This window comes from Enterococcus silesiacus, assembly GCF_001886225.1.
GTDB classification, from domain to species: Bacteria; Bacillota; Bacilli; order Lactobacillales; family Enterococcaceae; genus Enterococcus_L; species Enterococcus_L silesiacus.
This window is the reverse complement of the sequence record NZ_JXLC01000006.1, coordinates 73493-97039: the sequence shown is the minus strand read 5'-3', so window position 1 is coordinate 97039 and position 23547 is coordinate 73493. Positions and strand designations below refer to the sequence as shown.

General features: G+C 37.3%; 21 protein-coding genes. 7 read left to right on the top strand and 14 right to left on the bottom strand.

The genetic code is table 11. The annotated features are described in order from the left end of the window. Window positions 1-30: 30 nt before the first annotated feature. From RV15_RS05915 to RV15_RS05905, 3 genes are all read left to right on the top strand, one after another. Window positions 31-1719: a molecular chaperone HscC gene (locus tag RV15_RS05915; protein ID WP_071877133.1), complete on the top strand. Its 1689-nt coding sequence runs from the start codon at window positions 31-33 to the stop codon at window positions 1717-1719. Between the two features lie 328 nt (window positions 1720-2047). Further along, entirely contained in the window at window positions 2048-2317 is a 270-nt protein-coding gene (locus RV15_RS05910; protein WP_071877132.1) for a hypothetical protein, read from the top strand. A gap of 116 nt (window positions 2318-2433) precedes the next feature. Next, window positions 2434-3825: a DUF1958 domain-containing protein gene (locus RV15_RS05905; RefSeq protein WP_245791258.1), complete on the top strand. Its 1392-nt coding sequence runs from the start codon at window positions 2434-2436 to the stop codon at window positions 3823-3825. A gap of 349 nt (window positions 3826-4174) precedes the next feature. On the opposite strand, the gene RV15_RS05900 is transcribed toward RV15_RS05905, so the two are convergent. From RV15_RS05900 to yfmF, 5 genes are all read right to left on the bottom strand, one after another. After that, entirely contained in the window at window positions 4175-5050 is an 876-nt protein-coding gene (locus RV15_RS05900; RefSeq protein WP_245791256.1) for a hypothetical protein, read from the bottom strand. Window positions 5051-5337: 287 nt separating this feature from the next. Beyond that, the gene (pgsA, locus tag RV15_RS05895; RefSeq protein WP_071877130.1) at window positions 5338-5916 is read right to left on the bottom strand and encodes a CDP-diacylglycerol--glycerol-3-phosphate 3-phosphatidyltransferase; all 579 of its coding nucleotides are present in this window, start codon (window positions 5914-5916) and stop codon (window positions 5338-5340) included. A 327-nt stretch (window positions 5917-6243) separates the two neighbouring features. Further along, a complete protein-coding gene (locus RV15_RS05890) occupies window positions 6244-7188 on the bottom strand; it encodes a helix-turn-helix domain-containing protein (protein WP_071877129.1) in 945 nt (314 codons plus the stop codon). A 476-nt stretch (window positions 7189-7664) separates the two neighbouring features. After that, window positions 7665-8957 (bottom strand): EF-P 5-aminopentanol modification-associated protein YfmH, encoded by a 1293-nt coding sequence (yfmH, locus tag RV15_RS05885; RefSeq protein ID WP_071877128.1) that lies wholly within the window; start codon window positions 8955-8957, stop codon window positions 7665-7667. Then, on the bottom strand, window positions 8950-10218 hold the full coding sequence (gene yfmF, locus RV15_RS05880) for an EF-P 5-aminopentanol modification-associated protein YfmF (protein ID WP_071877127.1): 1269 nt from the start codon (window positions 10216-10218) through the stop codon (window positions 8950-8952). Before yfmF ends, yfmH begins: the two co-directional genes overlap by 8 nt. A gap of 204 nt (window positions 10219-10422) precedes the next feature. Here yfmF and mscL point away from each other — a divergent pair, with 204 nt between their 5' ends. Further along, window positions 10423-10872: a large conductance mechanosensitive channel protein MscL gene (gene mscL / locus RV15_RS05875; RefSeq protein WP_071877126.1), complete on the top strand. Its 450-nt coding sequence runs from the start codon at window positions 10423-10425 to the stop codon at window positions 10870-10872. Between the two features lie 121 nt (window positions 10873-10993). Here the strand turns inward: mscL and RV15_RS05870 are convergent, their stop codons facing one another. The 3 genes from RV15_RS05870 to treR form a co-directional block, all read right to left on the bottom strand. Continuing rightward, entirely contained in the window at window positions 10994-11446 is a 453-nt protein-coding gene (locus RV15_RS05870) for a GNAT family N-acetyltransferase (protein ID WP_071877125.1), read from the bottom strand. 52 nt (window positions 11447-11498) lie between these two features. Then, complete coding sequence (locus tag RV15_RS05865) at window positions 11499-12284, bottom strand: sulfite exporter TauE/SafE family protein (protein ID WP_071877124.1); 786 nt, start codon at window positions 12282-12284, stop codon at window positions 11499-11501. A 254-nt stretch (window positions 12285-12538) separates the two neighbouring features. Then, window positions 12539-13252, bottom strand: a complete 714-nt coding sequence (gene treR / locus RV15_RS05860) for a trehalose operon repressor (protein ID WP_071877123.1) — start codon at window positions 13250-13252, stop codon at window positions 12539-12541. Window positions 13253-13459: 207 nt separating this feature from the next. Between treR and RV15_RS05855 the strand changes: the two genes are divergently transcribed. Both RV15_RS05855 and pgmB read left to right on the top strand, forming a co-directional pair. Then, window positions 13460-16168, top strand: a complete 2709-nt coding sequence (locus RV15_RS05855) for a glycoside hydrolase family 65 protein (RefSeq protein ID WP_071877122.1) — start codon at window positions 13460-13462, stop codon at window positions 16166-16168. A gap of 21 nt (window positions 16169-16189) precedes the next feature. Next, the gene (gene pgmB / locus RV15_RS05850) at window positions 16190-16840 is read left to right on the top strand and encodes a beta-phosphoglucomutase (RefSeq protein ID WP_071877121.1); all 651 of its coding nucleotides are present in this window, start codon (window positions 16190-16192) and stop codon (window positions 16838-16840) included. Between the two features lie 50 nt (window positions 16841-16890). Here the strand turns inward: pgmB and RV15_RS05845 are convergent, their stop codons facing one another. Together RV15_RS05845 and RV15_RS05840 are read right to left on the bottom strand one after the other, a co-directional pair. Next, window positions 16891-17406 (bottom strand): ClbS/DfsB family four-helix bundle protein, encoded by a 516-nt coding sequence (locus RV15_RS05845; protein WP_071877120.1) that lies wholly within the window; start codon window positions 17404-17406, stop codon window positions 16891-16893. Window positions 17407-17448: 42 nt separating this feature from the next. Next, the gene (locus tag RV15_RS05840) at window positions 17449-18333 is read right to left on the bottom strand and encodes an SPL family radical SAM protein (RefSeq protein WP_071877119.1); all 885 of its coding nucleotides are present in this window, start codon (window positions 18331-18333) and stop codon (window positions 17449-17451) included. A gap of 151 nt (window positions 18334-18484) precedes the next feature. Between RV15_RS05840 and RV15_RS05835 the strand changes: the two genes are divergently transcribed. Next, a complete protein-coding gene (locus tag RV15_RS05835; RefSeq protein WP_071877118.1) occupies window positions 18485-19285 on the top strand; it encodes a MerR family transcriptional regulator in 801 nt (266 codons plus the stop codon). Window positions 19286-19466: 181 nt separating this feature from the next. On the opposite strand, the gene nagA is transcribed toward RV15_RS05835, so the two are convergent. The 4 genes from nagA to RV15_RS05815 form a co-directional block, all read right to left on the bottom strand. Beyond that, a complete protein-coding gene (nagA, locus tag RV15_RS05830; protein WP_071877117.1) occupies window positions 19467-20612 on the bottom strand; it encodes an N-acetylglucosamine-6-phosphate deacetylase in 1146 nt (381 codons plus the stop codon). Then, a complete protein-coding gene (locus RV15_RS05825; protein WP_071877116.1) occupies window positions 20609-21379 on the bottom strand; it encodes a DeoR/GlpR family DNA-binding transcription regulator in 771 nt (256 codons plus the stop codon). The genes nagA and RV15_RS05825 overlap by 4 nt, the downstream gene beginning before the upstream one ends. Before the next feature lie 104 nt (window positions 21380-21483). Further along, complete coding sequence (locus RV15_RS05820; RefSeq protein WP_071877115.1) at window positions 21484-22056, bottom strand: hypothetical protein; 573 nt, start codon at window positions 22054-22056, stop codon at window positions 21484-21486. 124 nt (window positions 22057-22180) lie between these two features. Beyond that, window positions 22181-23455, bottom strand: coding sequence for a cell wall protein (locus RV15_RS05815; RefSeq protein WP_071877114.1), 1275 nt, complete (start codon window positions 23453-23455; stop codon window positions 22181-22183). Between the last annotated feature and the right edge of the window lie 92 nt (window positions 23456-23547).

Here is a 23547-nt window from a genome sequence, read left to right as displayed (position 1 = left end):
CATAGAGGTTGGGAAACAAAGGAGAATAATATGGGGATAATAGGGATTGATTTAGGAACATCGAATAGTTTGGTATCATTTTGGGACGGAGAGCACGTTCAATTGATCAATAATCAATTTGATCAAGCTTTAACACCGTCTGTTGTAGGTGTCGATGATAATGGGGATATTTTAATCGGCGCAATCGCTAAGGAGCGTCTGATCAGCCACCCTCAATTAACAGCAGCAACTTTTAAACGGTTTATGGGAACCGATAAAAAGTATGATTTAGGCGGACACTCATTTACACCAGTTGAATTGTCTTCATTAGTGCTGCGTAGTTTAAAAGAAGATGCTGAAGCATTTTTGAAGCAAACCTGCAATGAAGTTGTGATCAGCGTACCGGCCTACTTTAACAATATTCAACGAGAGGCTACGATTGAAGCGGCGAAGCTAGCGGGACTGACGGTGCAAAATTTGATTAGTGAACCTACCGCTGCGGCGATGGCGTATGGCTTTCATAAAGAAGCAGATCAATCCATCTTAGTCGTTGACTTGGGTGGTGGCACCTTTGATGTCTCTTTATTAGAAATGTTTGACGGCGTAATGCAGGTAGAAGCTATTGCTGGAGATAATCACTTAGGCGGTGAAGATTTTACGCATGTGATCGTTCAAGACTGCCTGCGTGAGCATAAATTGACTGGTACCGTTTTAGCTGCAACAATACAATCCGTTCTATATCAAAAAGCTGAATTATTGAAACTGACACTGACTACACAGGATGTTTGTTCGTTTGATTTTGACTGGGAAGACCACACGTACTCCTATACGCTTACACAGGAACGCTACAAAGAGCTATGTGAACCACTGTTAGCCAAAATGCGGCAACCTGTCGGGCGCGTTTTAAACGATGGACATATCAACATTCAAGAAATAGATCAAGTGATTTTGATTGGCGGTGCAACGAAAAATCCAATTGTGCGAAACTATTTTGCTCGTTTACTAAAAACAATACCGTATACACAAATCAATCCAGATGAGGCTGTTGGACGCGGTGCAGGCATTCAAGCCGCTCTAAAACAGGATCGCTCGATGGTCAGTGAAATGATTTTAACAGACGTTTGCGGTCATACATTGGGCGTTGATTCAGTAAGTCAAACAAGTACGGGGTATATCGACGGCGTTTTTTCTCCGATCATTGAGCGCAATACCACGATTCCTGTCAGTAAAATGAAGACATTTTATACACTAAGAGATAATCAAGAGTATGTTGCCTTTTCTATCTACCAAGGAGAAAATCCAATGGCAAAAGATAATCTAAAAATTGGGGAATTAGAAATAAAAATTCCAAAAGGACCTGAAAACACACCTATTGACTGTCGCTTCACCTATGACTCTAATGGACTCTTGGAAGTAATTGTCACTGACCTGAGCGGCCGGTCTAAGCAGTTGATCATTGAAAGTGCTCCTGGTAAATTGACTTCACAGCAGATGAAGGAAAGTTTAGCGAAGTTAAATTCCTTGAAAGTTCATCCACGAGATCGTGCTGAAAACCGTTTATTACTTGCCCGTTTAGAAAGACTCTATGCTGAAACAACTGGTATGCAGCGGGAGCAAGTTCAAGCATTATTATTTCATTTTAGAGATGTCTTAGAAAAACAAGAAGAAATTTTAACGAAGCGAACTGCTGCTGAATTAACGCAGCAACTCAACGAACTTGAAAAAGGACTCTGGTTATGAGCTCCTGGAAAATTTTAAGCATCGCTCCGACAAGCGATTAAACAGGCTTATGCTGCTAAGTTAAAATTGCTCATTCCAGGTGCACAACCAGAGGAATTCCGGCAGTTAAAAACCGCTCTCGATTCAGCATTGACTTTAGTAAAAAACGATAGTTTAATAGACAATGAGGATTTCACTCTACCCGCTACAACTACTGAATTAGCAGCAAAATTTAATCAAAACCAATGCAGAGAGTAGTACAACTATTTTCTTTAAAAAATTTCTATTCCCTGACAAAAAACAGCAAAATCTGTTAAAATACACTGACTACCTTTCAGGAAACATGAAAATGGTCATAGAGAAGAAACTGGATGAACCCATCTCTGATCATTTGAGAAGAGGATTTCCTTACGTAGTAAAACAGCCTGAACTGAGATTTATTGTCTCTGATCAAAATCAAGAAAAGGAAGAAAAACTGATCCTTATCTTTGATGATTACGGAAGATTAGAGCATGTTTTTGGCCCAAACTGGGAAGAAGTCGATGAAGAAATGATTCATTATTCTAATCGAGAAGCATTCAAAAATATTCCTACTTTCTTAGAAGAACCTGAACAATGAGACTAGACGCAACTTTTTAAAAAAAAGCTAAGCGCTTCTATTCTTAACCTCGATTAATTACAAAGGATGTTTATATGAAGAAAAGAAACGTATTACTGAAAATCTGCTCGCTAATATTGACTATCAGCTATTTTTCAGGCATTTTTACGGCTACTAGCGCCTATGCCCAAGAAGATATTCTGACAATCACCCAAAACGCGGGCTATCAAACGGATGAGGTTTATAAACCAAAAGCTTCGATTGTCATCGAAGCGCAAACCGGACAGGTCCTTTGGGAAGACAATCCCGATTTAAAATGGAACCCTGCCAGTATTGCTAAATTAATGTCTGTTTATCTAGTTTTCGAAGCGATCGATCAAGGAAAATTCACTTTAGATACAACCATCAAAGCAACAGATAGTGATCAAGCGATTTCACAGATTTACGAATTAAGTAACAATTCAATTGTTTCCGGTGTAGACTACCCAGTCAAAGATCTGCTTTATGCCACACTGGTTCAATCATCAAATGTTGCGACTGTAATGTTAGCAAACCTTGTAACAGCTAACGATGAGGCAAAATTCATCCATATGATGAACGATAAAGCCAAAGAGCTTGGTATGACCAACTCAACTTTTTATAACTGCAGCGGCGCTGAAACAGGCTCTTTCAATGGCTATTATAAACCTGAAGGGATCGACCAAAATGCCGATAATGTGACTACAGCTCGAGATTTAGCTATTTTATCTTATCATTTACTTAAAAATTATCCAGATACAGTGAGCTATACTAGTCCAACTCAAATCACAATCATGGAAAATACACCTTACGCAGAAGTTTTAGAAAATCACAACTATTCTTTACCTGGCCTAGCATATGGCTATGAAGGCGCTGACGGTTTAAAAACTGGTTCTAGTCCAACTGGCGGCTTTAACTATGCAGCAACTGCCAAGCGGGAAGATACACGTTTGATTGAAATCGTACTGGGCGTGGGAAATTGGGAAGACCAAGAAGGTGAATTACAGCGTCACGCTTTTGGTAATGCGATTTTTGACCGAGCGTTTGCTACTTATGAATATAAAAAATTACTATCTAAGGGAAACAATACTGTCAATCAAGAAGAAATTATTTTAGATCAAGACTTTTATGGCGTAATCCAACGAAATACTGAGCCAGCCTTTAAGCTAGCTGCTGACAACGTGACGATGGATACAGGTCTTGCCCAAGTCTCGCCTATGATCAAAGCACCTAGTGTCAGCTTTAAATATGCGAAGAAATTAAAAGCACTACAAAATGCGACACTCTTAAAAAACGGCTCTAAAAAGAATGGCTTATCAACCTTTTTTGTTAATGGTTTACTGATTATTTTAGGTCTCCTATTTGCAGCTTTATCCAAGTTGTTAAAAAAAGAACCTGCAGTAACTGGAAGCACTAAGAGATTCAGTACTTTATTGATCATTGGGATCCTTTTGATCCTTGTAGGAATTGGTTTAAGTGTTTATACAGTGCTTGTTGGACCATGGATTTAATTGGATAAAATAAAGAAGACAGCTGCTATCAAAAAAGGGCTGTCTTCTCTTTATTCATATTATGATATAGAAGAGGTTGGGACAGAAGCGTCTAATCCCGAGAAATAAGAAGGAATTCACGGAAATTGCTCTTCAAATTTTTGTGAATTTCAGCTTATTTCCGAAGGGATTGCTTCTGATTCCACCGTTTATTCGGATAAAAAGAGCCTGGGACATAACTTGAAAAGTTATGTCCCAGGCTCTTTTATCTATCCTTGCCAATATGGGTTAGCAAAAATTTTTTTTTATAAGATTCACACAAATTTGGGTAAGAAAGTTGAGAATTAATAATTAGTTAGTTATTAGGGAATTATTTATTTTTCTTTAGTTGTTTGATTTCTTTTTCGATTTGATCGATTTGTTTGCCTAAAGCTTTTTGTTCGTTTTTATCACGTGATACTTTTTTCTTGTTGATTAATTCTTGTTTTTCTTGGATCAATGCTTGGATTTTAGCTGCATTATCTTCAACTGGTGTAGATGGTGCTGTTGTGTTTCCAGTTGAACCACCTGTTGAACTACCGTTTTTCAACGCTTGGATTTCGCGTTCGATTTCGCCAATACGGATGCCTAATGCTTTTTGTTCATTTTTATCACGTGATACTTTTTTCTTGTTGATTGCTTCTTGTTTTTCTTGAATCAATGCTTGGATTTTTGATGCTGTATCTTCACCTGGCGTTGCTGGTGTTGTTGGTGTTGTAGTGTTTCCAGTTGAACCACCTGTTGAGCTACCGTTTTTTAATGCTTGGATTTCGCGTTCAATTTCACCAATACGGATGCCTAATGCTTGTTGCTCTTGCCAGTTAGTGCTAACTTTTTTCTTGTTGATCAATTCTTGTTTTTCTTGGATCAATGCTTGGATTTTTGATGCTGTATCTTCACCTGGCGTTGTTGGTGTTGTAGTGTTTCCAGTTGAACCACTTGTTGAACCGCCTTTTTTCAATGCTTGGATTTCACGTTCGATTTCGCCGATGCGGATACCTAACGCTTTTTGCTCTTGCCAATCGCGACTAACTTTTTTCTTGTTGATTGCTTCTTGTTTTTCTTGGATCAACGCATTGATTTTTGCAGTGTTATCTACAAGTTGTGCTGAATTAGCATGTACTTGAGTAGCTGTCGCTAAAAATCCTGTTCCTCCGATTGATAAAGCTAAACCAGCAACTACTGCACCTTTTACAAATTTGTTCATTATAAATTCCTCCAATTATTTTTTGTTCGAATACTACTGTTCATATAATAATAGTTCCGATACACAAATTATAACCACACTTCTCTAAAAAGTAAACTATTATTTTATAAATAGTAGCATCAAATATTTTCAAAAATCTCGAAATTTTTGAAAAACGCTGATTTAACAAGGGATTGTATACCGATTTTCTACAAAAAAATATTTATAAAAACGAAAAAAAACTAACTTTTTTACTATAAAATCAGTAGAAAAGTTAGTTTTTTGCTATTAATTCGATTAAATGGTCGTTACATTGAGCCCTTAAATACGTCTGCATTTTTCACAAAATAATCGACTCCTGAATAAATTGTAAAGATCAAGCAGATATATAACATAATTTGATCTATTGGAAAACCAATAGCCGCAAACGGAATATTATTGATAAACAATAGGATGATCGCAACCATCTGTGTTGCCGTTTTAACTTTTCCCGGCCAAGCAGCTGCCATCACTTCCCCGCCTTCAACTAATAGCAAACGCAAACCTGTCACAGCTAGTTCTCTACATACAATGATTGCAACGACCCAAGTAGGTGCTTTGTGTTGTCCCACTAAAACGATAAAAGCTGTCATGACTAACATTTTATCTGCTAATGGATCGGCAAATTTACCAAAATTTGTCACTAAGCCTCGTGCTCGGGCGATTTTTCCATCTAGCCAGTCGGTAATACTTGCCACTGCAAAAATGATTGCTCCAACCAATTGTGTGACTGCTAAAGATGTTCCTGCTATTGTAATAGTACCCCAATCCATCGGTATACTAACGACAGCAATAAAAATAGGAATCATAAATATTCTAATAACTGTTAATTTATTTGGTAAGTTCAATGCCTGTTACCCCTCTCTTCTTTTACTTATTTTACGTTATCTTAGAGATCATGTCACTAAAAACGACACTTTTCTACTTCTAAAAGCTAAACAAATTGAAATAGCTTAAAAAACAGATAACTTAGGTTGAGAAAAAAGTGTTTATTCATATTTTAAGGGATTGAGACGCAACTCTTTGAGTCATGTCTCAATCCCAATCACAAGCGGTTCAGTTACAACTACTGCGCTTTGTTTGATGCACTTTCTTCAACCGCTAGAATGCTAAGAGTTAAAGGCTTTTGTGCCAAACTCAGTTATTTTTTACAGATTTGTAAAGTCGTCTATTGTTTATTGTGGTTGCTGAGATTGTTCCGGTTGTTCTGACTGCCCAGTTTGCGCATAGGCAAGAGTCATATTGATATTTCTTTGTCCAATACCAGTATTATTAGGGTTAAATTCCGCTTTTTGGCCATCTAATTTAAATTCCATGTACTCAGATGCTCCTAGGCTCACAACTATTTGAGTTGTACCTGCTGGAACTTCAACAGATTTTGGCTGGCCCGGTTGAATTGTCTCTTGATAAAAGTAACCATTGTCATTATTAGCTGCTGTAGCAATATAGATGCCCACCCAACAAGGCGCAGTAACAGCATTAAATTCAAGTTTGGCTGGAGTGGCAACATTTGTCGCACTCATATTTACAGTCACTCCTGATTCACTAATAAAATTCACTTCAGTTGGCGCTTTAGGTTCAGATGATGAACTTGACGTTGACGCCTCTGTACTGCTTGAAACAGGTGCCTGACTTGATTCAGAGCTTGGTTCTGAATCAGATTCTCTGATTATTTCAGAAGCTGGCGGCTGGATCATAGGGCTCGCCTGTTGATCTTGCCAAGTAATATAAAACACAACAATTGCAATTGCTAAACCAATCAAAGAAAAAATGATTGCAGGTAAACTTCGCATAAAACGTTTTGTTTGACTGTTTTCATCGTACATTTGAGTTCTTGATTCATCTAAAGTTTCATACTGAACAGCTGATTCTATGTCTTCTGGCTCATCGATTCCATCATAAATTTCTACTAATTCATTGCCATCTAAGCCTACTGCACTTGCATACTGACGAATAAATGCGCGCACGTAAAAAGTGCCTGGCATAGAATCAAAATCGTTTTCTTCAATAGCGATTAAATAGCGCTTTTGTGTTTTTGTAATTTGCTGCAGCTCGTCTAAAGACATATTTTGCTGCAGTCGTGCATCTCTTAATTTTTTCCCTATATTTACGCTGGCCACTCGTCCATCTTCTCCAGTCTCTCTAATTTCTCAATTTTACTTACCTGATTTATTAGGTAAATCTTCAATCTTGTAGTTTACTTATCTCATAAATATCTCTGAATAGACACTTCTTTGACTGCTCTTTATTAAGCATTAAAATTGGTGTCTGCTTTATGTATTACAATTACGGTAAAATAAGTTATTTTCTAAAATCGTCTGATCAAAAAAATCAAATATTCTATTCACCTAGTATTCTAAGGATACCATAAAAAAATACTGATGAGCATAACATTTTTGAAAGTTTTCCACTAAATATCGGACTTTTTTTATTTAACATAAAATGATTTCTAACAAGTCTTTACTATGTTCGTTGATGCGCTATTCATTATTCCCCTCACAGCTTGTTTCTTTATTGTAAGTTCTGATGATTTTCTCACAAATCAGGAAAATCATCAGAACTAAAAAATTAAGATTAATCTTTAATAGCACTCTTTTTATTTTTTAGGGTACATATAAAAACGGCTCAAACCATCTTTGTTGATAAAGCGCTGCGCCAGTTCTTTCACATCAGCCAATTGAATACTTTCAATTACTTCTGGCGTGTCAAACAATGTCGTCTCACCATACAGTGATTGTGAAAACTGATTGGCAATATATTCTAATGAATTTAACGATTGGAAATATTTTCCGATCATTTTCTTCTTCAGTAAGGTCAGATTCTCATCCGTTAATTCCGAACTTTCAGAAACGTTTAAAAGGATTTCTTCAATTCGCTCTGCTAATTGCTCAGGTTGATCACTGTCGCCGCCAAAATCAGCAAAATGGAAGCTGCGGTCTAAACTAAATTCATACCCGAAACTATCGTCCAATAATCCTTCATTATACAAAGTCAAATAGTTTTGAGATGTATTACCGAATAACAACTGGAATAATAAGTTTGCTGTGGTTTTGTATTTAAGTAGTTCTTTGCCGTCTTCCGGAACCTCATCTAAGCCTTTCAACCCAACAATAACTTTTGAACGGCTAATGGCCATCTCAAGCGAGCTTTCCTTAATGATATCTGCTGCTGTTTCTTTAGGAAAATGCCGCTTGATCGGTGCCGCTTTGGTAAATTCTTTAGCAGACTGATTGTTGCGGATAAACGTCATCATCTCTTGTGGATCCATTTTCCCAACAACAAATAATGTCATGTTACTTGGATGATAAAATGTATTGTAACAAGTGTATAGATCCTCTGCAGTGATTTCATCAATACTTTCCACGGTTCCAGCAATATCAATATGCAATGGATGTTTTGGGTACAGATTACCTAATGTGCCGAAAAATAAGCGCCAGTTAGAATCATCTAGATACATTTGGATTTCTTGTCCAATGATCCCTTTTTCTTTCTCTACCGTTTCTTTGGTAAAGTAAGGATCTTGAACAAAATCTAATAACGTTTCTAAATTTTTCTCTACCTGATCTGTTGTTGAAAACAAGTAGCTCGTTTTGGTAAAGCTTGTAAAGGCATTAGCAGACGCACCTTGACGACCAAATTGTTGAAAAACATCGCCATCTTCTTTTTCAAACATTTTATGTTCCAGAAAATGCGCGATTCCATCTGGGACTTTCACAAAATCTTTTTCCCCGATCGGAACAAATTCATTATCAATCGAACCATAGTTTGTCGTAAACAAGCCATAGGTCTTGTTGTACTCTTTTTTAGGCAACAAATAAACGGTCAATCCATTATCCAACACTTCTGTATAAAGGACTTCGTTGATTTGGGAATATTCTTTTTTATTCATCAACTTTTTCTCCTTCCAAAAAGAAAATGGCTTGTAATTGCACCAATTTGGCAACTCGCTGAACATCGGCTAACGTTACTGCTTCCATCCGGCGAATCCACTCGTCATCTTTTAAACGAAGGTGAGGAATTAAATCATTTAAATATTCATTTTCCAATACAGCCCCTGCATTATCTAAAGAAAGTAGGTATTGATTTTTCAACATTGCTTTCGTTTGTTCAATTTCTAAATCCGTTACGTTTCCTTGGCGGATATTCTCCAACTCAGCCGCAATCAAATGAAGTACCTGATTCCGATTCTTGCCGTCGATCCCCGTCTGAACACTTAATAATCCACGGAAGGTATCGATACTGCTTGAAGCATAGTACGCTAAATTTTCTTTTTCACGAACATTCATAAATAATTTAGAATGCGGGTAACCTCCGAATACACCATTAAAAATTTGCAACGCAAAATAGTTTTCATCACCATAATAAACATCAGTATGGTACCCTAAATTTAATTTTGATTGTGCCAGTTGTTCTTGTTCTGAACGTTCTTCGATCACGTTTCTAGACGGCTGTGCATAAAAAATATCTGCAATTCCAGCTGCTCGATCGTAAAATGGCAACTTACTAAACAAGGCTTTCATCTCAGCCTCATCCACGTCTCCCAAGACAAAAATATCCACTTGGTCTTCTTGGATCATTTGCTGATGATACGCTGCAATACTAGCTGCAGTTTCCTTTTCCAAATCTTCAATGGTACCAAAACTTGGAATTTTTTGATCTTCTGATTGGCTGAAATACAAATTTTGCAACGCTAAAGAAGAATAGACTTGTTTATCTTCTGAAATGCTTTCGTAATAGGCCTTTAGATTTTCTTTTTCACGTTGGAATGTTTCAGCTTCAAATTGCCCGTCAATGATATTAGGGTAAAATAAAATTTCCTTTAAAAATGCAACTGCATCTACCAAAACATGACTATTTTCCAAATATTTATCGTTGACTAAGTTCAATGAAAGATTCAACCAATGTAAATTGCCTTTTTTATTCACGTTAATTCCAAAACTAGCTCCGTATAGCTCTGCTAATTTTCCGCTCAACTTCACCTGATCTGGATAATTCAAACTATTGGTTTCCATCAAACTGGATAAAAGTGTCCGTTTTGTGATCGTTTCTTTATCTAAACGCGTATTGAAACGAACTAAAATACGCACTGTCTTGTATTTTTCTGTTGGAACAACATGTAAGTTGACCCCTTGTGCTAATGCAATCGGCATCTTGTCAGCTCCTCTTTGCTTTTCATCATAATAAAGCCCAGCATGAAATACAATCATCTGGCCGCTTTTAAATGTTTTTTTAAGATTTTCTATAACTATTTAATTATAGCACAGCTCAATGGTCTTTCATCGATGTAAGAGTCTTTCATTTCAATTTTTTTTATTTCTTTTGTATACTGAACTTGAGAAAGGATGGATGAACTTATGATTAAAGAATTTAAAGAATTTATTATGCGTGGAAATGTCCTAGATTTAGCTGTTGGGGTCGTTATTGGGTCTGCTTTTACTGCCATTGTTACGCAAATCGTTAACGGATTGATTACGCCGCTCGTTAGTTTAGTTTTCGTATTGACTACTGGAGAAAAAAGTGCCGATGATGCATTAGGAGCACTTGTTTTCAATGTTAAAGGTGTAGCATTCAATATTGGCGATGTGATCAGTGCTCTTATTACATTTTTAATTACCGCCTTTGTTTTATTCCTGATTGTAAAAGCTGTTAACAAGATGAAGAAAAAACCACAAGATGGGGAAGAAGAAGTTACTGGACCGACAACGGATGATTTATTAGAACAAATCCGTGATTTACTAGCAGCACAAAATACTGCGAAAACAAGTGGTGTTATAAAAGATACTACTAAGAAGATTGAAGAATAACTCAAATTAGTACAATAGCAAACTTTCCTAACAAGTGCACTCTGCATTTTTTGGGAAAGTTTTTTTGATTACAATAAAGCAGGCTGAATCAAAATAGTTAAAAAAGTTGACACACATTTTTTCATGCGTGCCAACTTTTTATTTCGTCTCTTCTCATATCAATATGAGGAATATCGTCTTCTAAATATACATCAGAAATCGCTTCAAACCCAAAAGCCCCGTAAAACTCTGTCAGGTGAGCTTGGGCACCAATGATGATTGGTCGGTTTGGATAATGCTCCTCGATTACTTTCAATGTTTCTTCTAAAAGCTTATTTCCTAATTTTTTTCCACGATAATCTGGATTTACGATTACTCTGCCAAAGCTCACTGTCTCTCCTTTATCGATGATTCGAGTATAACCGACAATATCTGGCCCATCCTGCAGCCAAGTATGCCAAGCAAATTCGTCGGCGTCATCTACCTCTTGATAGGGACAGTTTTGTTCAACCACAAACTCAGCAATTCTAAGCTTGACAATTTCTAAAAATTCTTTAGTCGTCAACTGCGTAAATTTTTTTACATGATATTCCATTACATGACCTCCTTAGCACTTCATACTAGTGTAGAAATAATCGTTTGAGTTATCAAATGAACAATTGTACGCCATTCCACAGATTTAACAGCAATACCAAAAGAATGACAAGCTGAAACACTTGCGTCACTCTTTCAGAAGAAACTTTTCCACTAATCAATGCCCCAACAAAACCACCTAAAATAGCAGCTGGAATCACATACAATAAGATAGCTAGATCGAATCGCCCAAAGCCCGTTGTTTGAGCAATCGTAAATAATTTTGCTGCCTGCGAAAAGAAAATCGTAATGATCGAATAAACAGTTGCTTCTTTAATCGGAATCCCAAAACACAGCATCAATAATGCCACATTGATCGGTCCGCCGCCAATTCCCAATAAAGTAGAAATAAAGCCTAAAAATAGCCCGACAATCACATACCAGATGGGACGAGACAACCTTAAGGAACGCTCATTGCCAATCTTTGTATAGAAATAAGCAAATACCAGCGTTACAATCGTCAAAATGATTTGGATCAATTGAACATATTTTTCATCAGAAAATAACCGCAGCAAGGATTCAAAGACCGAATTCCCAGAAATCCCGCCTATTACAGAACCTAAAGAGACTAATACAGCAATTGGCATTTGCAGCTTTAAGCCATTTTTCAGCTGCCTCAGTGTAGAAACAATCGACATCGTAAAAACTGCTACGCTAGAATAAAATGAAATAGCTGCCAACGGGTGAAAATGCAACGTATCTAGTACAGGCTTGATGATCACTCCGCCACCCATACCCGAAATAGCACCAACCGTATTCGCTAAAATAATGACAATAAAATAGATTATACCTATATACACAGTGCGCTCATCTCCTGAGGTTGGGACAGAAGCGTTTAACTCCGAGAACAAGTAGAGACTGTTCTACATCAGCCTGTACCTCGCTGTATTTTACAGCGATTTCAGCTTATTTGCGAAGCCTTCAACTCTTAGTGCTTTAACACTTAGAATTTGATGTGATCGAAGTGTAACGTAGTAGTTGCTTCTGCTCCCACCGTTTATTAGAATTCCTTGAGACTGGGAAGTGACTCGAAGAGGTATGTCCCAGTCTTTCTTTATGCTTTTCTTCTTCTAGCAAAATCAACAAACTTGAATTTATCCAGTCTATGCCTTGATTCCGTGTACTCAAAACAACGCGTATCTTCTAAACTCACAACACTGCGAACAACTACAACGTGGGTATCCTCATTAATGCTCATCAACTTTTGATCAGCTTCTGTTACCGCTTCGACGGTGATCTCTTTTTGTGCATAGCTAATGGCCAAACCTAAATCGTTCTCAAAATAGTCATAAATAGAATCAGCTGCCCGCTCTTCAGGCAACTCTTGAATAATTTCTTTTAGTAAGTAATCAATATCAACGATCACTACTTCTCCATCGATCTCTCTTTGGCGCACAAGACGCCAAACCGCAGCATCTTTCTGCCAACCAGTCAAACGTGCTAATGATTCACTGGTTTTCTCTTCTTCCAGTTCTACAACTCTGGTTATGCTATGTATTTGCTGGGCATTCTGTAATTCCTTATAACTGATTACTCCAGAAATCGGCAAATCAAATTTTCTGACATTTAAAACGATCGATCCTTTACCTTGCTTTTTTTGGATATACCCTGCGTTGATTAGTAAATTCAATGCTTTACGGATCGTTTCTCTTGAAACAGAGTATTGCTCAACCAATTGATTTTCACTTGGCAGTAATGTTCCTGGTTGATAATCTCCTTCCAGAATGCCTTTCTCAAGTTCTAAAAATATATCATGAAATTTATTCATGTCCACCCCTCCACCCTAGGATACTCAAAGAAAATGATAGCACATTCTCCTCTAAAAAAATAGCATTCTCAATGACTAAACGCCTCAACTAAAACATTTTGTTTGCACCTTTGCTTGTATTTAGAAACAATTCATATTATAATGAAAACGAAAACAACAACATGTCTATACAAGTTAAAAAATAAATCTTAGTCAGGAGTCACCACTATGCACTATTTATTCCTCTCACTTACACAAGATACTTTATATGTTCAAGAAAAAAAACAGCAGCTACATGTGTCCCAACAGGAATTTTCATTCTCTGATTTTGATGTTCCAAACACAATTGAACACTTAGCCGTGCGGATCAACGAGCAGTTTCCAACCATCAGTGGTGCCGTTTTAGATACAATCCCACCCGAATTTTATATTGAAAACCCACATGTAACGCCTTTAAATGCAGGTGTCGAAAATCTTATCAAACATTTTTCGGAATTACTGAATTGCCCAATTCTTACAATTTCTGAGCAGCTTGCTGCCGTAGATTTAGCCACAGCATTTAAGGAAAAAGCCGAGTATTCTACTTGGCACTTAGATTATTTCGGATACACACCTGGCAAAGAAGAATATTCCGTTGAGTCATTACTGACAACAGGCAATGGCTTTATGGGATTGCGTGGTACGATACCCGAAATGACTCTTACAAAAGAGCACTATCCTGCCACTTATATTGCTGGTCTTTACAATGAAGAGCAATCAGAGATTGCAGGTCAAATTGTTGAAAACGAAGACTTTGTCAACACGCCGAACAACCAATATATTAGTATCAAAGTTGCTGGAACAGATGAATGGTTGTCGCTTGAAAATGCGGTATTACATCACCTACACCGGAATCTAGATTTAAAAAGCGGCTTATTCACTTCTCATATGATCATTGAAGATGCACACCAGCATCAAGTGAAAATCACCGCGCATAAAATCGTAAACATGGCACAAATGAATAACTATAGTATCAAATATTCAGTCACCCCGTTGAACTTCTCTAAAGATATAACACTCAAGATTGAAACTGACGGCTCTGTCTATAACTTTAATGTTGAAAGATACCGCAACCTAACGGCTAAACACTTTCATATCACACACTTAGAAGCAGAGAAAAATAAAACAATACTAGAAGTGCAAACCAATCATTCAAACATTAGCATCCGTCAGTCAGCCAAAATCATTGGTGATTTTTTTGAAGCCGATACCATCAGACATTCGATAAACGACAAAAAGATCGAACAAGAGATTTTATTTTATGCCGAACAAAACAAGACGTATACGCTTGAAAAGCACGTCCAAGTCCAAGCTTCCATAGCTGAAGCAACTTGGGAAAATCCCGCTGCTCAAGCTACCTCTTTTGATTCAGAATTTGCTGAAAGTAAGCATGCTTGGAAAGAACTATGGGAAAAAGCAGATATTCAAGTGACAGGCGACCTGATGTCTCAAAAATTATTACGGATCCACACCTATCATCTACTTGTTTCAGCGTCTCCATTCAGTAATGATCAGTTGGACGTTTCTGTCACTGCTCGTGGCTTGCATGGTGAGGCCTATCGCGGTCATATTTTCTGGGATGAGATTTTTATCTTACCTTTTTATATTCTACATTTCCCTGATACAGCGAAACAGCTTTTGATGTATCGGTATAATCGCCTAAGTAAAGCAAAAGAGAATGCTCAGGAAAGTGGCTATGACGGTGCTATGTATCCGTGGCAATCTGGCCTTGATGGTAGTGAGGACACCCAAAAACTTCATTTGAATCCACTGAACGGCGAGTGGGGCGAAGATCACAGTATTCTGCAGCGTCACGTGTCACTCGCAATCGCGTACAATATCTGGATGTATTGGAACAACTCTGGCGATGATCAATTCATCAAAGCTTATGGTGCTGAAATGTTGCTGGAAATCGCGAATTTCTGGCGCAGTGCCGCAACTTTCGATGAAAAAACGGACCGCTACTTTATCGACAAAGTCATGGGACCAGATGAATTTCACGAAGCATACCCTAACAGCACAGAAAGTGGTTTGAAAAACAATGCTTATACGAATATCATGGTTGTTTGGTTATTTGAAGAGTTAGAAAATATCCTTTCACTATTAAATACGCAAGAACAGACAGCATTATTTAATAAAACGCACACTACACAAGAAAATCTGGCAAAAATGAAAGATATTCGTAAGCGTCTAGCTCTCGAAATCAATGAAGACGGGATCATTGCCCAATATGAAGGCTATTTTGCCTTAAAAGAAGTCGATTGGGAACAAGCAAAAGAAAAATATGGCAATATTTACCGCATGGACCGGATTTTAAAAGCGGAAGGACAGTCGCCAGATGATTATAAAGTGGCCAAACAAGCAGATACTTTAATGTTGTTTTATAATTTAAACAAAGAAAAGATTGATGAAATTTTAGCAGAGCTTGGCTACGATCTACCTGCCGATTATCTTGAAAAAAATCTTTTGTACTATCTAGATAGAACCTCTCACGGCTCTACACTCTCAAGAATCGTTCATGCTCAGCTAGCTGAAGAGGTTGCTTTTCATGACTTGTCTTGGAAGCTGTATCAAGAGGCTTTACATTCAGATTATCAGGATATCCAGGGCGGAACGACCGCAGAAGGTATCCATACAGGGGTTATGGCGGCAACGATCTATGTTACTCTCACCACTTATGCTGGGATCGATATCAAAAAGAACGACCTTACGATCAAACCTAATTTACCGAAAAATTGGGCTGATATGACTTTTAACATCGATCACAAAGGAATTCACTATCATTTGACCGTTTCAAAACAGTCTGTTCGTATTTGTCCCTCACAAGACACAACGATACTAGTCAAAGATCAACCTTACCAAGTGATTGCCCATGAAGAAACAACCATCAACTACTAATTATCAGATAGGAGAATACACATGAAAAAAGGTTTTGTCTTCGACTTAGATGGCGTTATCACCGATACCGCCAAGTTTCACTATATTGCTTGGAAAAATCTCGCAAAAAAATTAGGGATCACAATCAACGAAACTTTTAATGAAACCCTAAAAGGAATCAGCCGTATGGATTCTTTGGATAAAATTTTAGCTTATGGACAACGGGAAAATGAGTTTACTACAGCCGAAAAAGAAGCATTGGCTCAAAAGAAAAATGATGAATACGTTAAACTTCTAGCAGATCTTTCAGAAACGGACTTATTACCAGGGGTTCACGACTTTTTAGTCCAAGCAAAAGAACGCAACATCCCTTGTTCAATTGCTTCAGCGTCCAAAAACGCGCCAATGATTTTAGAAAAATTAGGTGTTCTTGATTTCTTCGGACATATCGTTGATCCAGAAACATTAAAAAAGGGCAAACCTGATCCAGAAATTTTCGTAAAAGCAGCGGAAAGTATCAATGTTGCCCCTAAAGATGCAATTGGTTTTGAGGATGCTCAAGCAGGGATTGAAGGAATCAAAGCCGCTGGCATGTATGCTGTAGGGATTTCTGCTACAGAAACGTTAAAAGGGGCAGACTTTCAGGTTACTTCCATGACTGAGTTAGATATCGAGCAACTAATCAATCAATAAAACGAAAAAAGAAGTAGCGATATACTTAGACGCTACTTCTTTTTCTCTCTTCATGACATCAAAACAAGTTTCTTCCACTTACGAATTTTAGTTCGGAAATTGGTAAACGGTGCCACAGTATTGATATGCACCCATTTGTATAAGGGCCACATCGCTTTGGTCGTAGCATAATTTCTCTGCCCTGCTTCAAACAACTCCTCATCAGACAATGTTTCCAACCAGGCGCATACCTGATTGACAGACTCTCTCAACATTTTTCTTTGTTCTGCGATACTGTATTTACCGTATTTTTCATAAAACGACTGATATAAGCCACCTAAATTATTCCATTTATACCCTGGCGCAGGCGTTTGGACTACTTTTCCTGTCTGTTCATCTTGCTCCCATTGAAGAATCAAATTTACCCAGCCAAGTTGATAAGACAAATTTTCGGAAGGGGTTTTATCTACCTCTTCAATTCGCTTGTCTTTTTGTGCTTCAGGCACATCGATAAATTCCTCATCGTATTTCTCATATCTTTTTTTGATTTCTGCAATCAACTCTTCTGAATTTTCATATGTGCGCATCTTTAAACTCCTTTGCTATTTAAAACTCTTTCTAAACTGACCTTAGTCAAACAAGGTTCCCTGGTTTGAAACATACGGTGCTTGATAATTGTGTATGATTTTTTCCATCTGATAGTCCATTCCTAATTTATCACAAAGTGTATAGAATTTACTCGTGATTTGGGCTTGATTCTGAATCCCGCAGAAATAATTACGATCATAATTTTCTTTATACTTCATTAAAATCTCTGGAAAATAGTGCGCTAAAAATGTAAAATAATGTTCTTTTTGCCGATCTCTTAAGGTCATTCCGAAAAAAGGATAAACGTATTTAGCGCCGGCTTCTGCTGCTTTTAAAACAACTAGTTCAATTGTTGACCAATCATCGGTGAGAAACGGCAGCATCGGCATCAGGATCACCCCCGTATAAATTCCACTAGTTGCTAATTGCCGGACAGCTTCTAAGCGTTGGGATGGCAGACTGACCGCCCGCTCGATTTTTTTTGCTAATTCATCATCCATCGTACTGACAGATAGGCTGACATTGACTGGCGAGTGTTGCGCAATTCTTTCTAAGAGCTGATGATCACGTGTAACTAAACTACTTTTAGTTGCAATCGAAACACCATAACCAAAATGATGAAATAATTCCAATGACCGTAACGTCAATTTTTGACTACGTTCAAAAAAATTATATGGATCTGACATCGAGCCTGTGCCGACAATCCCTTTTTTCTTTTTGCTAGACAGCTCTTTACTTAAAATCTCGATTGCTTGCTTTTTGCCGCGAACCTTCTCAAAGTGATCGATCTGATAACACTCACTTCTTGAATCACAATAGACGCAACCATGATGGCACCCTTTGTAAAGATTCATCGTGTAATCTGTTCCAAACCACTCATTTGTTCTACTTTTTGATAAGATAGATTTTGCCGAAATATAGTCCATTATGTTAACTGTATAGTAAACTAGAAACAGCTACTTGCCACCTCCTTTGATTAACCTAGTTTTATTTTAAACCTTGACACAATGTGAAAGTCAACTATTTTAAAGTATAATAGATCTAGTTTGTAATTCTAGATTCGTTTAAGGAGTAACTATGTTTAAAATCAGTGAATTTTCTAAATTAACCAATATCAGCCCACGTATGCTTAGACATTATGACAAGCTAAATTTATTAAAACCCGAGATTATTCAGGCAGAAAACGGCTACCGCTACTATACACCTGAGCAAATTACTCAAGCAAATCAACTTCTTTCACTCAAAAATATTGGCATTCCACTAAAAGAAATCAAACCCTTTTTAGATGGTAAAGCTGATTTGGCTGATTATTTAACAAAACATCGAACATTACTGGAAACTGAGCTTGCTGAAAAGAAACTACAACTTGCTTATTTAGATTTATTGGAAGAAAAAAAGACACCTTCAGAAAAAGACGCAATGAATTATCCAATCGAAGAAAAAAAGATACCTGATCTGTTTGTGCTTGCTTATCGGCAAGAAGTTGCCTCTTACTATGAAGAAGAACAACTTTGGCAACAACTCTTTTCAACTATCCGCACTGAAGATTTAGCTAAACTGGGCCAATCTATTGCAGTCTTTCGTGACACTACTTCTGATATGATAGATATCGAAGTCATGATCAGTACTCCAAAAACACTCGGACACAAATATCCGCAGATTAAAACCTTCTCTCCAGGATTGATTGCTTCTGTTGTAACAAATGGTGCTTACGCTACCATGCCAACTATTCATGCCGATATGGCGAACTGGCTGAAAGTGAATGGCTACGTACATACTGGCAATATCTTTAACATTTATCACTCTAGCCCAGCTACTGAGGAACAGGAGCAATTTTATATTACAGAGGTTTGTTACCCTATAAAAAGACCGAAATAATAATATTTTTTTAATTTCCCAATGATACTATATAGTTTACAAGCCATTTTATATCCATTCTTTTTGATGTGACCTTTCAGATTAACAGAGAAAAATAAATTAAATCAGTTTCATAACGACGAACTTAAAGCGCATGGGTACTTAGTCCTCATGCGCTTTTTTTGCTATAAAAACCAGGCTTTTATTTGACTAGTCCTTTTAAGACTTTTTTGACTACTTTAAAGTCTTCATCCAAAAGAATCAAGTCAGCGTCATATCCCACAGCAATCTTACCAATTTTCTTTTCTCCTAGTATATCGGCTGGCGTAGTTGCCCCCATTTTAATTGCATCGTCTAACGGAATGCCCATTTCCACACTTAGTTTAAGCGCCTCATTCATCGTCACGGTGCTAGATGCTAAGGTGCCATCTTTTAAGCGCGCCACACCATTTTCTACAGTGACCTGATGTCCGCCAAATTCGTAAGCACCATCTCCCACGCCCATAGCTTGTAAAGCGTCTGTGATCAACACCATCCCATCTGCTCCTTTTATTTTGTGTAGCAGGCGGACGATTCCCGGATGTAAATGGATCCCATCAACGATTGCTTGAACACTTACGCTATCATTTTCAAGAGCTGCGGTAACCAAACCTGGTGCGCGGTGATGGATCGGTGGCATTGCGTTAAAGCAGTGCGTAATGTGTGTCGCACCCTGTTGAAACGCTTCTTGCGCTTCTTCATAAGTTGCATCAGAATGGGCAATGGCAACGACAACGTTTTTTTGTTTTAAATAAGTGATCAATTCCAAGCTGCCTGGTAATTCTGGTGCTATGGTAACCATTTTGATCAAATCACCTGCTCGTTCAAAAATCAGTTCCATTTCTTTTAAGTCTGGGTTTCTTAGATAATTCGGGTCCTGCATGCCTTTTCGTTTAACGTTTAGATAAGGTCCTTCTAAATGGATACCTAAAATTTTTGCTCCTATTTCACGCCCAACAACTTCTTTGGTTCGGTCGATCATCGTCAATAATGCTTCTAACGAAGAAGTGACTGACGTTACCAAAAAACCAGTACAACCAGTTTCCAAACATTTTTTCGACACTTCTTGAATACTTTTTGTCGTGCCATCCATCATATCAAAATTATTGGCTCCGTGAATGTGGACATCGATCATTCCGGGGATCAGTAATTGATTTTGACCATCGATGCGATGATTTATGCCTTCGTTAGAAATAGTGTTAGCCCCTGCTGGTTCTATCTCTGAAATACTTTCATTTTCTATCAAGATATCGACTAATTCTAGGCCATCCTCTTTACTTATCGTTATGTTTTGAATAAGTGTTTTCATTTTTTTCCACCTTCTACAAGAATAATGTTGACTTCATTTTTTTGCAATTGTCTGGTGATTGGATCTGGCAATGGCTTATCTGTGATCAATAGATCGATTTTTACAAAATCCAGTTTAAAATTGGTCGTGTTTCTCACTTTAGAGCTGTCAAGTACAACGCAGGTTCTTTTCGCATTTTTGATAATGGTGTGCTTTAATTCGATGTCTTCTAATTCAGAGTAAAACAATCCAGCATCACTGATGCCTGATGCACCAATAAATGCGAGGTCAAAATAAAAACTAGCTAGTTGAGCGATCACTGATGTCCCTATCAGTAAGTGCGAGTTAGAATTGAAGTATCCTCCTAACAGATAGACTTCCTGTTTATTATTGACTTCTGTCGCTGATATCGCATTGTCGATCGAGTTGGTGACAATCAGGACATCTTCTTGCGTAAGTTCTTTTGCGATAAATTGAACAGTAGTAGAAACATCTAGCCAAATGGTTTGATTATCTGCTATTTCTTTGACTGCTTTACGCGCAATTCGAATTTTTTCTTGACTGTTTACAACTAATCGTTTGGAGTAATCTTCGATTTTTGTCTTAATGATCGGCAGTGCAATTCCTCCGCGATATCTTTCAGCCAAACCGTCATTAACGATCAATAAGATATCTCGACGAATACTGTCTTTAGATATTTGGAAATAATCGGCTAATTCGGCTGCATCCAGCTTTTCCTTCTCTTGTAGTAACTCTAAAATTTTTGCGATTCGTTCTTTTTGATTCATACGTTACCTCCTGATTTATTTTGAGTATAACAAAAAATCTTCCGTTTGCATATTACTAAGTTTTCCGATTGTTTTTTTAAGTTTTTGTAAGTAAAAAAAGACCTTCATTTAAAAGTCTTTTTTACAACGGTATTCATTTGATGATCGATCGTGTACAACATAGGTTGACTGTAGACATAAACAACATCATATTGTCTGTCGTTTTTTGTCCTATAGATATGTTTGGCTAGTTGCTCAATGCTTTTTTCATCTTCACCAAATACAAAAATAAATAAATTATTTTCTTTGTATAGCTTATAATTACCGCTTTGGAGTTTTTCAACTTTATTATCATAAGCTTCTATTAAATTAAATAATGAATGCCAATTAGTAATCGAAATCGCGACCTTTTTCTTGGTGTTATCTGGCAATGGTAAATTGATTCTAAGGACATCATCTCCATATCTTTCCTTGATGATCTCAAGGATTTGCTTATCATTATGGACATTTATTTCATCAATATTCAGCGCTTCTAGCACACTTTCTTTTAATGATTGGGTCACTTCTACACCAATATTCTGTGTTGGATTTTGAATATCTGGTTTATCTAAAAGGATTGCTTCTTGGTATTTTTCGGGTTCTGCTTTTCGTAGAATTTCTAATGCTTCCCGTTCATCTGGACGTTCCATTATAGACATATGATTGCTCCTGTTCATGCTTTGTTATAGTCACATTATACTAAAATTTTGGATAAATCAACTCCATAAAACAACATAAAAAAGCTGAACATTCAGTTATTTTAGGATGTTCAGCTTTTTTTTATTATCTATACAAAGATTCTTTTTTACACCAGCCAATTGCTGTTAGAAACACTAAAAATAAGCCTGTAACTAAAGTCAAATTCGTACTAGAATCATTGGTTGCCGGTAATTGTTTTCCGGTTGGTTTTGTTGTTCCAACAGGCTTTGTTGAAGCGGTAGTATTTTCAGTGATGTTCACTTCGACCACTTGCGCTCCTTCTTCTACGTAAAATTCGTACCCAGGATATTTTTCAGCCAGCTTTTTCATTGTTTCATCTGACCAATTGTACATATACATAAATGATGTAGTCCCAGCTTTTAGCGCTTTCCAGTTTCCTGCTGAATCAACCTCAATGATTGATGAATCATTGATAGTTGGAGCAAACGAACCTGTAGACTCTTTAATTCCTTCAATTGGTTTTACTTTGATTTGTCCAGTATCACCAACTCTTCCATCAATAGAAGTAAGCTCGATTTTTGGCGTGATATTTAATGTTCCTGCTGGCTTCACTTCTACTTTAATTAGACTGGCAATATCTCTTGTTACCATTGTACTGCCTGGATTTTTATCTTGAATCTCTTTACTTGATTCATCTGATAATTGGAAATCTAATACAAATTCCACTGTGCCCGTTTTTAAAGCTGTCCATTTTCCATCTGACTCTACTGTGATTATTTCTTTGGCATTATACGGAATATAGGCTAGATAGGTTCCTGTGAGATTTGTGAGGCCCCCCATCGGAGCCACTTTAAATTGCCCTGTTTCACCTATTTTTGCGCTGATTGTTCCAACATTGAAACTGGGAGTGATATCGACACTCTTTTCTTTTGCTGCTGTCACTTCGACGGGTACTTCCTGAATAGTCCCTTTTTTGACCAGTTGATGATCAGGATATTTTTCTTTGATTTTTTGTAGTGACTCTTTATCCCACTCAAAATCCAATGTTGCTTTAGTAATACCCGATTTCAATCCTTGCCATTGACCTCGATCATTGATCGAAAGGATACTTTGGTCAGCTACAGTGGTCTTGAACGTCCCTTTAAGGTCTTTCATTCCCTCGACTTGTTCAACCTCCACGGTGCCTTTGCTGCCAATCTCTGTTTTGATTTCTTTGATTTTAAATTTTGGTGTAAGGTCGATTTCCTTTTTTGCTTCAGTGATTTTTGTTTTCACTTCTGATGTTTTGGTCACTTCTACTTCTTTAGAGCTTTCCTCTATAGCAAATGAAGTTGTCGAAAATGATAAGCATACTGAGCTAAACAAGATTCCCAACATCAAGTTTTTTATTGTTTTCATTGATACTCCTCCATTTCCATTATAATTCTCACACTTTCATCTTAACAAATCCTAATCACCAGAGCAACAACTGTTTGAACAAAAAGACTGGT